This window comes from Paenibacillus suaedae, assembly GCF_032337355.1.
In the GTDB taxonomy this organism is placed as follows: domain Bacteria; phylum Bacillota; class Bacilli; order Paenibacillales; family Paenibacillaceae; genus Paenibacillus_B; species Paenibacillus_B suaedae.
This window is the reverse complement of the sequence record NZ_JAVYAA010000006.1, coordinates 170,474-185,374: the sequence shown is the minus strand read 5'-3', so window position 1 is coordinate 185,374 and position 14,901 is coordinate 170,474. Positions and strand designations below refer to the sequence as shown.

Sequence of the window (14,901 nt, the reverse complement as noted above, 5' to 3'; positions counted from 1 at the left end):
ATCATGCCGAAGGCAGCTGTGAATGGGATGCTCATGCATTATGAGAGTAAGGGGAAGGGTTCGCCTGTCTTATTCCTACATGGTAGTGGATCATCATGGCGAATGTGGGAACCGCAATTCGAAGCCTTCTCAGAACGGTACAGCATGATAATGCCGGATTATAGGGGGCATGGCGATTCTACTAAGGAATTTCCAGAAGGCAAATATGATCATTACGTGATTGTTGAAGATTTGAAGTGTTTCTTGGATGAGCTTGGGCTGAACAAAGTACATGTCATCGGTGTCTCGCAGGGCGGACAATTGGCGACCCTGCTTGCGATCCGGTATCCACAATATATAGATAAGCTAGTCATATCGAACAGCTATAGTGAAATGCCGACGGTTGCAGCAGGCTGGGTGCTGTCCATTTCCAATTTTCTTTTCAGCCTGCTTCCTTACCGTACGATCGTGAATCTCATGATGAAGTTTTATAAGGATGATCCATATACACAGCGAATATTACGCAATTCTTTCTCAATCGATAAGAAGATGCTCCTTGCTATGAAGACGGCTCCTTTCCCGACGCATACGAATGAACTGTACCGCATTCAGTCACCAGCTTTAGTCATGGGAGGAGAAGGAAAGATAATGACTGGTATTGACGAGAGGAAAGGGTCTCGTACCATTTATAATCATATTAATCATGCAACTCTTGCCTTGTTCAGAGATGCTTATGATCCGCTGAGCACAATGCGCAGAGATATTTTCAATGAGATGATTATCGATTTCTTCGAGGACAGGCCGTTGAGAGCGCACAACGATGTTGTGATAGAAAGGAAGCAATCCTAATCGGATTTCTATTGTACGCGGTTTATGAATGTGATACGGTGGTGGAACGTTAAAAGTGAAGGAGGCGTTGTGCTATGGCAAAAATGACGAATTTGAATTGGGTGTATCAACGAGATGGGGTCAACGCATAAGTAGCCCACGAAACTGCGGCAGCCCCGATAGGATGAGAGGGGAAGCATCGTGACAGCACATTCATTCACTTCTGTAACGATTCAGCTAGGAAATATATCATTTGAGCTCAAGGAAGCTCATTCTTTCGATTGGATTCACAAGTATGGACACGTATTCTGCGTATTCGACGAGCAGGATTCTGGGAATATTGCGTTTGGCGTTGAGCAGGAAGGGCGCAAGCGATTTATTAAATATGCAGGTGCTAGAACGAAGGAGTATATGGGCGAGCCGGAAGCTGCCATCGAGCGGTTAAAAGCGGCGATTCCGTTATATACGGAACTGAAGCATCCGAACTTGATTGAACTCGTGGAACACTTTGAGGTTCAGGGTGGTGGATATGCAGCCGTATTTGAGTGGTTCGAAGGAGAATGTCTTCATTCTCACTGGTCGTTCCCGCCACCGGCTAAGTACCATGATCCAAGATCTCCATTTTATCGACATCGGCATCTTCCTATGCAGCAGCGATTGAACTCATTGGATGTCATTTTCTCATTTCATGAGCATGTGGAGGCACAGGGATATGTGGCTGTAGACTTTTATGATGGAAGTATCTTATATGATTTCATAACCAATCGAACGAAGATTTGTGATATCGACTTTTATCGGAGATCTCCTGCTGTCAATGATATCGGGGAACAATTCTGGGGAGCTATGCGATCCAAATCGCCAGAGGAATACGAATTAGGCGCGCTGATCGATTCCCGAACGAATGTGTATAATTTAGGAGCCATTGCTTTTGGACTGTTAGGTGGGGAACGAAATCACGCTTTGGAACGCTGGGAAGCGGGACAAGTGCTGTATGAGATCGCTCTGCAAGCCGTTCAGCAGGATAGAGACCAACGATTTCCAAGCATTGCAGCTTTCAAATCTGCTTGGGATGAAGCTCGAGGGCAGACGATATCATGATCTCATGGTTGCATGAACCGATAGAGTAGGAACGAATGAATTTTACTTATGAACCCTCTCCAAGTAATGTTGGAGGGGATTTTTCATGTTTTATATACTGGCGAAATCGCAGGTCAACACGTACTATAACTGTTTATTTCCACTAGGGGAGGTAAGCTATCGGAGAGGGGCATAATGGCTGAGAATGTACTCGCGATAACAATCAATAAGTAGTCCTAAATATATCAAGTGGTACTATATTCCTATAAATATGCAGAGAAGAATTGATAGGAATGGGACTAAGTGACCTGTACTGATAGCTTATAAATTCGTTATTATGAAGGAAAGATTCGTCGAAGCACTGCTTTCGGCGTTTTTTTTCATAATCAAAGGAAACGTATGTTCGTAACTTTCATCAAAATGACACGAATGTGGCGAATTTGAAGGAGGACGGAGTGGACAAGAAGGCGAAGCAGATACTGATGAAAACGTTCTGGAGCAGTGCGGGATGGAAAGATACTCGTACGATAACGTTCGCTGGGGAGGATTTCGAGTACGCTAAGGACAAAGGTCTGATGTTCGATCCCGTGACGATGAGTCACGATGAATGTGTGCTGCGCATCGTAGAATTGCATAAATTGATTACGAAGGAGATGGTGGCACAAGCCTTCCTGCATAGCTTGTCTACGCGTAAGGTGCATCTGCGAAGTGCGCTCTCCAGTTGGGCACTAACACATGGTTTGCTACCCCATCCATTTGAGAGCAATATCGGTAGATGCACGAGCAGCACGTACGCGATGTATGGGGATTGCTATGAATGTGACAAGAGCGGGATTGCCGTTCTTGAATCCTATACGAATGAAGATATCAATGTTCTGAATTTCGAGCGGATGAAATGGGGAGGCGTTCGTCTTAACCATATCCTATATTGTCTATTAGATCTGGAACAGCTCCTAGCAGAAGGGACAGTTGACGTTACGGAAGAGGACGTGACCATTCTCCAACATATGCTGACCGCGATAAAAAGCTGCCAGCCTAGCGATGCTGCGCGTCAATTGGAGAAGAACTTAAGCAATGTGCTGCCATCCAATAAACAGGAACGCGATGTGATGATGGAAATTTTGTCTTATGCGGGTGTGCTGCGAGCTGGTTCGGAGAACAGGCCAGGCAGGGGTGGGAAAAACGACTTCTTCGCTGTTGTAAACTGGCGTGGAGTGGATGGGTATTCCGATCATGCGGTTGAGCATTACTTTGGCAAGTGGTTGTATGAATAGGAATCGAGTACATAAAAAGGATAGTTGACATTGGACAGATAGGAGGAATCAACATGATCGAAATTACAGAGTCATACGTAGATTCACTTGCCCCGAACGCGTCAGCCATCAAGAATGGACAGGGGCTCGTGAAAAAGCGGAGCTTCGTACAGTTGAACCGCTCAGAGGACGGTTCACTCTTATTTGGGGAATGCTCAGGCAGCGGCAAATCGAATTATCAATGCTCGGCAGACTTCATCCAGCCTGAGAAGCCAATTCTGCGCTGTTCCTGTCCAAGCAGGCAGCTGCCATGCAAGCATGCGCTTGGGCTGCTATATGCTTATGTAGGCGGAGGGGAATTCGCAACAGCGCCTGTGCCTGAGGATATCATCTCCAAACGGGAGAAGGCAGAGAAACGCGAAGAAAAGAAGCAGCAGCAAGCAGCGGATGGAGCCGAGCCGAAGCCGAAGAAAGTAAACAAGTCCGCTCTGAAGAAGAAAGTTCAAGCACAGCTGGACGGACTGGAGACGTTAGAGAAGCTGGTGCTGTCGCTCGTGCGCGGGGGCATCGGTACGATTGATACGAAGACGATTAAGATGATTCAGGATCATGCCAAGCAGCTAGGGAATCACTATTTGCCTGGGGCGCAGAATGAACTCCGGAGATTGGCCTTATATTTATCGAGTGATGAAGATCGAGAGACCATCTATACCAATGTAATGGAGCAGTTGACTCTCCTACATGCCTTCATTAAGAAGGGGCGGAGCCATCTGACTGCGAAGCTGGATGATCCGGAACTGGCATTGGATCACGAGAGCACCGTAGAAGAGTGGCTGGGTCATGCATGGCAGCTTAACGAATTGAAAGAATGCGGATTGATGAGCGAGAATGTGGAGCTTATTCAACTCTCCTTCCTCAGCTACGATGATCAAGCTCGACAAGAATATGTCGATCAGGGCTATTGGATGGAGAGAGAAACTGGTGATATTCATCGCACGATGCAGTATCGTCCGTATAAGGCGGCTAAGCAAATGCGTGCAGATGATAGCTTCTTCGATGTTGCACAAGTGAAGACGCTCTATCGATATCCGGGAGAGATGAATCGCAGAGTACGCTGGGATGAATTGATTACTAGAGTAGTAGGAGCGGAAGATGTGGAATGCTTGTCCGCACATGCACAGCGTTCGTATGCTGACGTACTAAAGAAAGTGAAAAATCAGCTGAAAAATCCGCTCGGCGATAAAAATCCAGTGATGCTCCTTCATGTGTCAGACATAAAGCAGACAGATCAGAATGAATATGTAATGTTGGATGAAGCGGGCCAGCAGATCGTGCTGGATGATGTGTGCGCTTCTCATCATTCCACAGTGTCTCTGCTCCCGCTGCTCCCTGCTGATTGGACGAAGGATGCTTCGATGCTGGTCATGTTCGAGCACCGACTTGCAAGCGGACGATTGCTTGCACAGCCATTAACAATAATGAAGGATGCGGAAATGATCCGTCTCATGTATTAAGGAGGATTGGCCATGAGTACAGCATTGTTGCAAGAGCTTCATCAAGAAGTACGGCGACTGTATATTGCAGGCAGTGATTTGGCAGTCGGCGACTTCCGTCTAAAACGACTACTTCCACAGTTCCAGCAGCTAGGTGAGCGGGCCCCCATTTTCAAGCGGCTGGCAGAAGGAATTGCATCATTAATTGAGCCTCCTGCGGGCAAGGAGCAGTCTTCAGCGGAGACGCTGCAGGACATTGGAATGCTCCTTCATTCCGTCTTATATACGCAGGGAAGCTCGGCTCCGGCAGGGCAGTTGACTGACATGGAGAGCTATCCGAGCAATCTGTCTACGAAGCTGTCCTACCGCAAGCTGGCGGCGGTGCAAGAAGCACTAACGACAACAGGCGGAGGACGCTATGAAGTGATCTTACAGGCATTCGAGGACGGTATGTTCGCGGATCTTCGCTTGTTGCAGTACGCGATTGCAGCCCTTGGAGACCCGTATACGGAAATTGCTGATCTAACTACGGATAAGATTCTTCCTTCCTACGGATCGCAAGTCGTACCACATCTGATGAAGACATTCCAAATCGATGGCGGCAAGCTGGAAGCAAGAAAGCTTCGCGTCATCGGTACCGTCGGCGGAGAAGACGTGGCATCGTTTATCTATGAAGCGGCCCAGTCCGGCTCGGATGAAGTGAGAGCGACAGCAATCCGATTGTTGTCAGCCTATATCCAATATGAAGAATCGGTTCTTGATTGGACGAAGGAGAAGAAGAAAGCGATTCGAGAATCCGCGTATCATACGCTTGCGAACTATGGAACAGACAGAGCGGTGGCACGCTTGCATGAAGCGTTTGCCAGCAAGGATATTGAACTTGCCTCAGAAGCGGCAGCTGAATGTGATCATCCGCAGCTGACTGCCCAGTTGGTGCAGGATTTGGATCGCGATTTGAGCGCAGCGTTGGAACTAGCAGACGATAAGAAGAAGCTGGAGGCGGCTTGGACGAGGATCCGATATGTAGTTCGTGCATTGCATGAGAAGCGGTGCGCAGAACTCTACGACGTATATGCGAATTACGTGGGCCGCTATGAAGAATATAGACCTTTCCAATGGCTGGAGCTGCTCCACACTGTCGCTTGGTATATGGAGACAGAGAATTCGGAAGAGGCACTTGCTCATTTGCGAAAAATTGAAGATCTTGACGTACGCTTCATGTCTTATGCTGTTCGCGCCTCGTTCCATCTGTTATCACCAGAGGCAATGTACGATCACTATGTAGAATCGATGCGGAACAAGTGGAAGATGCAGACGAACAAAGAGATGCAGAGAAGGAAGAAGGAACTGTGCTCCACAATCGAAGCACTGGTACTGTCCAGAGAATATGTTGAGGTGCCTGCAGAGTGGAGCTATTCCAACGGAATGATGTCACTATACACGATTGTCATTCAACCACTTCCGCTTATTCTTGCTGCATGGGATGAGCGCTGGCTGGATTGGTTCATTGAGCAGAATGAGCTTGAGCTCGTATGTGCTTTTGCACGGCCGGGACACGAAATAAGCGCCAAGTTTATGTTGAGGAAGTTGGAGCAGCATCCTGAATTCCGCAATACGTACGCTGGCTTGATTTTGTCTGGATTGAAACGATCTGACGTGCCTGAAGAAGTAATGTGGGAAGCTTTAGTGGGGGCTATCGAGAACAAAAAAAATTCGAATTGTTACACATTTGATGGAAATGTGTATGAACGCATATATGAGCTGCCAGCTTCGTATCACGCTCGCTTGTCAGAGGTTCTTCCTATATACAAGTATACGGCTGGCGAACAACTGCGCTATGTCGTGGAACAGATGGAGAAGAAGCAAGCAGTGGTTGCGTCAGAATCGGTATAGCGCTGATTCCTTCTAACACGGAAATTGAAGAATTGTGGGCGCATTGTCAGAGTTATAAGACAGGTGCGTGCAACGAGCTTAAACGTCAGGGGAGATGATGAGATGGCAACGAGCCAACAGCAAATGCAGGATATCATGCGACTCTCAGCCGAGCGCTTGTATGAGGATGAGATTGCGGCACTACGCAAGGCGGACAAAGGAAAGATTCCAACAGGATGGCAAATGTCTCCGCAAGCGGTGCTCACGTTCATCACGGGAGGCAAGGCAGGAAAGACGACAATTACACCCAAATATATCGGCAACAGACGATTAGTGGAAATGGCGATTGCAACACTTGTGACAGACCGAGCACTCCTTCTGATCGGGGAACCGGGTACAGCCAAGTCATGGCTTTCCGAGAATTTGACTGCCGCTATTTACGGTAATTCCGGTCTTGTCGTACAAGGAACTGCTGGAACGAGCGAAGAACATGTACGGTACTCGTGGAATTACGCGATGCTCCTTGCGAACGGACCTACGCCGGAAGCGCTTGTTCAGAGCCCAATTATGCGGGCGATGGAGGCTGGTGGGATCGCTAGATTTGAGGAAATATCTCGCTGCGCCTCTGAGGTGCAGGATGCACTTATCTCGATACTTTCGGAGAAGACAATATCTGTGCCTGAGCTCGGCAAGGAAGTAAATGCGCGCAAGGGTTTCTCCATCATTGCGACAGCAAATACAAGAGATCGCGGAGTCAATGAGATGTCGGCTGCCCTGAAGCGCCGATTCAATATTATTGTGCTGCCAACGCCATCAGATATGAATACCGAGGTTGAGATCGTGAAGAAGCGCGTTCAGGAGATCGCTTCCGCTTATGATTTGCAGACAGCTGCTCCTTCTGATGAGGCGCTTCACAAGGTTGTAACCATATTCCGTGAGCTGCGCAGCGGCATGACGGTTGACAGAAAGGAGAAGGTGAAGTCTCCGGCGGGTGTCATATCGACGGCAGAAGCGATATCCCTGCTCACGAACAGCATGGCGCTTGCAGCAAGCTTCGGAAGCGGAGAACTGAGCGATGAGGACTTGGCGGCTGGTCTACAGGGAGCCATCGTGAAGGATGATGTCAAGGATAAACTCGTCTGGAAGGAATATCTCGACAACGTGATGAAAAAGCGCGGCGCGGAATGGCGCGGACTATACACGGCTTGTAAGGAGCTGAACGAGTGATGAGCGTGGTTGCGGCTTCTGCCGTGAACATATTCGGGGTTCGGCACTTATCGCCGGGCGGCGCGAAGCATATGTTGGATGAACTGGAGCGGATACAGCCTACAGCTGTGCTTATCGAAGGCCCCTCGGATGCGACGCCGGTCATCTGTCATTTGACGAACGAAGTAACGAAGCCGCCTATCGCCATTTTGGCCTTTGCGGATGACTTGCCCGTGCGGACGGTCATGTGGCCATTTTCCGCTTATTCGCCAGAGCTGCAAGCCATGAGATGGGCAGAGCAACATGGCGCACAAGCTGCATTTATCGATCTTCCATCCTCTGTCACGCTTGCTTTGCAGGAAACACGGCATCGCGCAGATTCTGCTGATGAGGAAAGTGACAGCATGGAGACTGAATCATTTGAACAACGGATACAGGAAGGGGAACAGCGCTCGATTTACGGCCGAATTGCCGAGCTGGCAGGGGAGCCTGACTATGATACGTATTGGGAACGAAACTACGAGCACAACTTGAACCCGGGTGCCTATCGTGATTCCATATTGGCTTTTTCCGCTGAGATGCGGCTGTTAACAGAAGAGACAGAACGACTGACCGATCGCACGGAATATGCCTACAACGCGATCAGAGAAGCATATATGCGGCGGAACATCCAAGACACGATAAACGCAGGCCATGCTCCTGAAAAAATCGTCGTTATATGCGGTGCGTATCATGCTTCTGCACTGGCGGATCTAACGGCAGCGATGACGGATGAAGAAGTGGCGCAGCTGCCGAAGCGGAGCTCGAAGCTTACCCTGATGCCTTATTCCTATTATCGATTGTCCTCACGCTCAGGTTATGGAGCGGGTAATCATGCGCCTGGCTACTTCCAGATGATGTGGGAGCATATGCTGGACGGCACGCTTGCTGATCTGCCGATGCATTATTTATCCGCAGTTGCTCGTTCACTGCGCAAATCAGGGACGCATCGCTCTACAGCAGAGGTAATTGAGGCCGTACGTCTGGCGCAATCGCTTGCCTCCTTACACGGAGGGAGTGCGCCGACCTTGCTGGATTTACGTGACGCGGCACTTACATTGCTCGGTCGCGGTGAACTGTCCGTTATCGCAGAAGCATTAGTGCGAGTTGATATCGGAACTGCAATTGGATCGCTTGCTGATGGCGTTAGCCAGACACCGATTCAGGATGACCTGAACCGTTGGCTGCGCAAGCTGAAGCTGGAGAAGTACAAGACGGCCGTGGCGACCGATCTCGCGCTTGATCTGCGCGAGAATCGTCGTGTCAGTTCGGAAGAGTCTGCATTTCTTGACTTGAATCGCTCATTTCTATTCCATCGGCTGACTCTGCTTGGTATATCGCTTGCGAAGCAGAAGCCGAGCCCACAAGAGCAAGCAACCTGGGCCGAGCATTGGGTACTTCAATGGACGCCGGAAGTGGAGATTGAAGTTGTCGAATCCACGTTGCTGGGAGAGACAGTTGAGGTGGCTGCTGCCTACAAGCTTCAGCAGAGGCTGGATAGCTGCGTAACGATTAACGAGGCATCCAAGCTAATCCGCGTCGCCTGCGAGTGCGGCATGCTGACGCAGATGGAAGCCGCTCGTCAAGCGCTGCAGCGGCTGGCAGTGGATAGTCGGGATGTCGTTCAGATTGCAGCGGCGGCAAGAGACCTGTCTACGATTATCCGTTACGGCGATATAAGACGTATGGATATGACGCCATTGCTGCCACTGCTGGAGCAGCTGTTCTTCCGCGCTTGTCTGTTCCTGCTCGATGCTAGCAGCTGCAATGATGAGGCTGCCAATGCCATGATCATCGCGATGAACGAGTTGAACAGCATATCACTCGATCATAGCGAACGGGTTGATGAAGCGCTATGGCTGCAAGAATTGCAACACTTGGCAGAGCGGGATGATCGGAATCCACGGTTGTGCGGATTTGCCTGTGCCATATTGATGGAACGCAACGTCATCTCTGCACAGCAATGTGCAGAGGAGGTGTCACGCCGCTTGTCCCCAGGTATCCCAGCAGAGCTGGGTGCGGGGTGGTTCGAAGGATTATCAATGCGCAATCGATATGCGTTGTTGTCACGCATGACGCTCTGGGAGCAGTTGAATGAATATATTCTATCTCTGGATGATAATGAGTTTGTAAGAGCACTCGTCTTCCTGCGGCGAGCATTCAGCACATTCGATCCGAGAGAGAAGGCGATGATTGCCGAGCTGCTTGGGGAATTGTGGGGCGTCCAACCCGAACAGGCCGAAGAGCTGCTTATGGGTGAGTTGAAGGAGGAAGAAGCGAGCATGATTGACGAATTGAATGATTTTGATTTTGGGGACATATAACATGAGCAAATTCGCTGAATCACAAGCACTTACACGTTGGCGGCTCATCCTCGGCCAGCCAGCTGAAGCGCAGCTATCCAGCTATTCCGTGAATGGCTGTACCGATCTGTCGGAAGAAGAACAGATCATGGATCAAGCATTGGCGGCTATCTATGACGAGACGAGTGATTCGCAGGCCGAATCCAGTTCTTCCGCTGGCAGGAAGGGAGCAGGACTTGGCCAATCGGCACCGCGCTTATCAAAATGGCTTGGAGATGTACGTTCCTTCTTCCCTGAAGATGTCGTATCGATTATTCAGCATGATGCGATGGAGCGAAAAGGATGGAAGCAGCTGCTGTTCGAGCCGGAGGTTCTGGCGCAAGTAAAGCCAGATATTCAATTAGTGGGCACATTGCTGTCATTGAAGGGGAAAATCCCTGAGAAGACGAAGGATACGGCTCGCATGCTTGTACAGGCGGTTGTGGATGAACTCGTGAAGCTGCTTGAAAGTGACATACGCCGAGCGGTTACGGGGGCGCTGAATCGAAGACAGCATTCTCCGCTTCCGTCTGTAAGCGGTATCGATTGGAAGAGAACCATTTCGCGTAACCTGAAGCATTATGACATGGAGCGGAAGCAGATCATTCCGGAGCGGTTCTATTTCTTCGACCGCGCGCAGCGCAATAAAGAATGGACGGTCATCGTAGATATCGACCAGAGCGGATCGATGGCGGACTCCGTAATTTGGGCGTCTGTAATCGGGTCAATATTTGCATCAATACCATCGTTGGATACACGGGTTGTCGTATTCGATACCGAAGTGGTTGATCTGACAGAACAGTGTGCTAATGATCCGGTTGACATGCTGTTCGGGATTCAATTGGGCGGTGGAACGGATATTAACAAATCTGTGGCGTATTGTGAGCAGTACATATCGGAGCCGAAGAAGACATTGTTCATCATTGTGTCCGACTTGTATGAAGGCGGCAATCGTGGAGCGCTCATCCGCCGGATGAAGGAGCTAAGGGAGGCAGGGGTAAGGACAATGTGCCTGCTCGCGCTATCTGATCAAGGCCAGCCCTTCTATGATGAGAATCTTGCTAAGATTCTAGCGCGGGATGGAACACCATGTTTCGCTTGTACACCAAGCTTGCTGCCAGAATTGGTTGAAGGAGCGTTGAAAGGGCATGATCTGACTGAGCTGGCTAAGCGGGTAGGTACCAAGTGATGTGGTGCTCACAAAGTTATAGATCTAAAAAGGACAGGACGGTATGTTAACCGTCCTTTTTTCATTTTAATTTATGAACTGGAATACAAGATGTCACGATTGCTGAAAATTTGATGCAGGTGATGCTCCATATGCGCCACGTAGTCTTGAATCAACCATTCCAAGGTCACGATTTGTCCGTCAGGGAGTTTGCAGCGAACATCAAGGCTTGGTTGAGAGAGAGAGTACGCGGTTGATAGACTTCCTCTTGCAGCGCTTGAAACTGTTCAGGCAGCGTATTCAAGGCAGCTTCGAGTCTGGCAATAGAATTTGCAATCAAAGTATCCTCTCCCAGTGGCATTGATTTTCCATCTAGACATCTATATTTATATTGTACTGCGATCATGAGTTTACTGCCATAGAGCCGCTAAGAATTCACTTACACGAAGTATTCTCTCGCAGCTCAATGACAGGATGAGCCAAAATATAATGGGAGATATGCGAGAACAGAGTGAATCTTATATACCTTATTGATGGAGACTGATTGGAAGCTTATGTTTTGATGAGGTATAGGTAAATAAGAAATGCTGGATACGATGACAACATCGAGTGTATTTAAAGCGATTAAATAAAGGCGGTTGGGGAGTCACGCTGACAATTGTAATTGTATAGTCAATAAAATAAATACGCTATAACTTGCAGGACTAAAAAAGAACAATAGTGATCGAGCTATGTTGTTTACCATTGTGAGCGTTTTGATGAGCAGTTGTGTTACTCACGAGGTTACTGAGGTTGAAGTGCTGCTTTGAGGTGAATGGCTGCGAGTCAATTTCAGTCTGCGGAACAACAGTTGGTCCACTCCGAAGCGGCCTGCATTGGTATAGGCGACGAGAATGAACAACGTAAGGATAATCATGATAGGATTGGCGCTGATAGAACCACTTAGTAGAAATGACATATTCATTACAATGCCGAAAAATGCTGCAGTTCTCGTTAACCCGCCTACGATCAGGCCGATACCGACAAGAAGTTCTCCCCATTGAACCATGAGGCTGAATAGTTGGGCATTCGGGATTGCGACATGTTCGAGGAATGACGCCCACCAACCCTGAACAATAGGATTCTCGCCAGAAGCCTTTGCTAGAGCACCTTTCAAAAATCCGCTTGCATCAAAGCCTCCACCAGTCATTTTGTGCAATCCGGCTGAAACCCAGGTGTAGCCTACATAAAGCCGGAGGGCCAACAATAGTGCTGCTGCCCACACATTTTTCCGTAAAAAATCGATCATTAACCAATCCTCCTTAATATTCGTGTGATTCCCATATATAGGATGCATAAACACTTTATAGTGCAGGACGCTAATTTGCAAGCCCCATTAGAGCTATTTTTTGACTAAAAGCTTGCATTTTCAGAATGAATATAACGGATATCACATTATTATGCGTAATCACTAGAAAAATAGTAGGATTAAGAGAATCGTATCGCATCAGCCGTACAGACGGGAATCATCCAATGCTTATGATATAGTAAAGCACAGGCTATCTCCTATTGAGAATAGGGGATAGCCTGATAGCGCCGCATGGTTAGAAATGTTGAATTTGTAGGATAATCGCACCGATTAACATGCCGCTGCCACAGCCAAGCGCATATGCGCTCAGCTTGCGGCTAACTGTCAACTTCCATTGCTGAAGTGAAGTATCGGCTTGAAGACGTCTATCTTCCTCGCGCAGTGCATTCGATGTCGCTGTGAACATGGAGCCTAGTGAAGAAGCTCCACGTACAATTGGATTCAAAAATCCAGTACGCATAACATAAGCGAATGCACCAATAATCAATAGAATCAGTCCATACAGAAAGCATCTGTTCACACTGCCTACATCAATTCGATCACTCATAAGCCCGAATGGGGGAGCACTAATGATGTACACGATGGCCACGACGATAATCGACGATACCGCGTATCGTGCCAACATGATTATTGCTCAACACGCTTTGCGAAGCGCAGATCTGGATTAGAACGAACATCGAACACGATGCCTGTTACTTTTGGACTTACAAGTGCTGTATCCACGGAGAACAAGATCGGCATGATTGGCAAGTCTTCCATCAATACTTTTTCAGCTTGCTGGAGGATTTCAACCCGTTTGTTAGGATCCAACTCGTACGTAGATTTTGCAATCAGGTCATCATACTGTTTATTGTTCCAATTTGTGAAATTGTTCGAGTTTGTAGATTGATAGTGAACAAGTACGCCAAGCGGATCAAGGAAGATTCCTTCCCATCCCATTCGTGCAACTTGGAAGTTCTTCTGCTTGAACGTATCAATATACGTTTTCCATTCTTGTGTTTCGAGCTTCACTTCAACGCCGAGATTTTCTTTGAACATCGCTTGCAACGCTTCAGCCACTTTTTTGTGCTTATCAGCAGAATTCAGTTTGAATGTAACAGGCGGAAGAGTAGACAACCCTTCTTCCTTCAAGCCCGCAGCGAGCAATTCTTTTGCTTTTTGAGGATTGAACTCGTAATACTTAGCTGCATCATCACGGAAGTCGTTGCCGGACGGGTTCTTGATGCCGTATGGCACATAGCCGTATGCAGGTTGTTCGCCTGCCTTGGTTACATTCTTCGTCAGCGTCTCGCGATCGATTGCATAGGCGAATGCTTGGCGAATTTTTGGATTTGTGAATGGTTTTTCATTTACATTGAACGAATACGTATAGACACTGAACGTAGGGTGAGCCAAGTATTCTTTATTTTCTTTCTCTTGATCCAGTGTATCGATTGGCAGTGCCGTAATCAAATCAAGGTCGCCGGTTTTGTACATTTGATAATAGGTTGTTGCATCTTGCACCATTTTGAAATGGATGGTATCCATCGAAATGGCGTCTTTGTTCCAGTAATGATCGCTCTTTGCAAGTGTAATCTCTTCGTTATGCTTCCATTCCTTCGAAGTGTAAGGACCATTGCCTACGATTGTACTCGCTTCAGCTGCCCATTTCTCGTCTTTGTCTACGACCGTAGAACGAACCGGCAAATACGCATGTCCCATCGAGATAATCGGGAAGATACCGAGCGGTGCCTTCAATTCAACGATCAACGTATGATCATCTTTGGCTTTAACGCCAACGTCATCCGCGCTTCCTTTGCCTGTGTTGTACTCTTCTGCACCTTTAATGTAGTACAGTGAGGAAGGGTCGTACGCTGCTGTCTTCGGATTCAGTACCCGTTTCCAAGCGTATTCAAAATCTTGTGCTGTAACAGGATCACCGTTCGACCACTTCGCATTATTGCGAATCGTGAATGTATACGTCTTGGCGTCAGCAGATACATCGACTTTGCTCGCAGCACCTTCTACGATTTTGCCGGCTTTGTCATACGTGTAGAGGCCTTCATATAGGTTATCGATAATAAAATAAGATGTTGTATCTGAAGCGAGAGCTGGATCTAGGGTGTACGGTTCGCCGCCCGATAGATTCGTTGTGATCACTTGCGGAATCTTGTCGCTGGATTCTGTACCGGCAGCAGATGATTCCTTCGCTGTCCCGTTATTGCTTCCAGAGCATCCGGTTAAGGCAGTTGCGGCTAAGATAAGAATTGCTAACATCAGGTTCCATTTTTTCATGCTCGTTCCTCCAATAATATCT

12 protein-coding genes are annotated in these 14,901 nt (G+C 48.1%); 8 read left to right on the top strand and 4 right to left on the bottom strand.

What is annotated here, in order from left to right; all coding sequences use genetic code 11:
• Positions 1 to 3: 3 nt before the first annotated feature.
• From RQP50_RS22195 to RQP50_RS22160, 8 genes are all read left to right on the top strand, one after another.
• Positions 4 to 828, top strand: coding sequence for an alpha/beta fold hydrolase (locus RQP50_RS22195; RefSeq protein ID WP_315746784.1), 825 nt, complete (start codon positions 4 to 6; stop codon positions 826 to 828).
• 180 nt (positions 829 to 1,008) lie between these two features.
• Complete coding sequence (locus RQP50_RS22190; RefSeq protein ID WP_315746783.1) at positions 1,009 to 1,905, top strand: serine/threonine protein kinase; 897 nt, start codon at positions 1,009 to 1,011, stop codon at positions 1,903 to 1,905.
• Between the two features lie 434 nt (positions 1,906 to 2,339).
• Positions 2,340 to 3,158, top strand: coding sequence for a hypothetical protein (locus RQP50_RS22185; RefSeq protein WP_072729967.1), 819 nt, complete (start codon positions 2,340 to 2,342; stop codon positions 3,156 to 3,158).
• Between the two features lie 53 nt (positions 3,159 to 3,211).
• The gene (locus tag RQP50_RS22180) at positions 3,212 to 4,651 is read left to right on the top strand and encodes an SWIM zinc finger family protein (RefSeq protein WP_315746782.1); all 1,440 of its coding nucleotides are present in this window, start codon (positions 3,212 to 3,214) and stop codon (positions 4,649 to 4,651) included.
• Positions 4,652 to 4,663: 12 nt separating this feature from the next.
• Complete coding sequence (locus RQP50_RS22175) at positions 4,664 to 6,523, top strand: HEAT repeat domain-containing protein (protein ID WP_072729969.1); 1,860 nt, start codon at positions 4,664 to 4,666, stop codon at positions 6,521 to 6,523.
• Positions 6,524 to 6,625: 102 nt separating this feature from the next.
• Positions 6,626 to 7,729, top strand: a complete 1,104-nt coding sequence (locus RQP50_RS22170) for an AAA family ATPase (RefSeq protein WP_036590943.1) — start codon at positions 6,626 to 6,628, stop codon at positions 7,727 to 7,729.
• Positions 7,729 to 10,071 carry a DUF5682 family protein gene (locus RQP50_RS22165; protein WP_315746882.1) on the top strand — a complete coding sequence of 781 codons (2,343 nt, stop codon included), beginning with the start codon at positions 7,729 to 7,731 and terminating at the stop codon, positions 10,069 to 10,071. Before RQP50_RS22170 ends, RQP50_RS22165 begins: the two co-directional genes overlap by 1 nt.
• A gap of 1 nt (position 10,072) precedes the next feature.
• A complete protein-coding gene (locus RQP50_RS22160; RefSeq protein WP_072730022.1) occupies positions 10,073 to 11,278 on the top strand; it encodes a VWA domain-containing protein in 1,206 nt (401 codons plus the stop codon).
• 166 nt (positions 11,279 to 11,444) lie between these two features.
• On the opposite strand, the gene RQP50_RS22155 is transcribed toward RQP50_RS22160, so the two are convergent.
• The 4 genes from RQP50_RS22155 to RQP50_RS22140 form a co-directional block, all read right to left on the bottom strand.
• Entirely contained in the window at positions 11,445 to 11,597 is a 153-nt protein-coding gene (locus tag RQP50_RS22155; protein ID WP_315746781.1) for a hypothetical protein, read from the bottom strand.
• 435 nt (positions 11,598 to 12,032) lie between these two features.
• Positions 12,033 to 12,545, bottom strand: coding sequence for a DoxX family protein (locus RQP50_RS22150; RefSeq protein ID WP_021260279.1), 513 nt, complete (start codon positions 12,543 to 12,545; stop codon positions 12,033 to 12,035).
• A 295-nt stretch (positions 12,546 to 12,840) separates the two neighbouring features.
• Positions 12,841 to 13,230 carry a DUF3899 domain-containing protein gene (locus RQP50_RS22145; RefSeq protein ID WP_315746780.1) on the bottom strand — a complete coding sequence of 130 codons (390 nt, stop codon included), beginning with the start codon at positions 13,228 to 13,230 and terminating at the stop codon, positions 12,841 to 12,843.
• 2 nt (positions 13,231 to 13,232) lie between these two features.
• Positions 13,233 to 14,879, bottom strand: coding sequence for a peptide ABC transporter substrate-binding protein (locus RQP50_RS22140; protein ID WP_315746779.1), 1,647 nt, complete (start codon positions 14,877 to 14,879; stop codon positions 13,233 to 13,235).
• Positions 14,880 to 14,901: the final 22 nt, after the last annotated feature.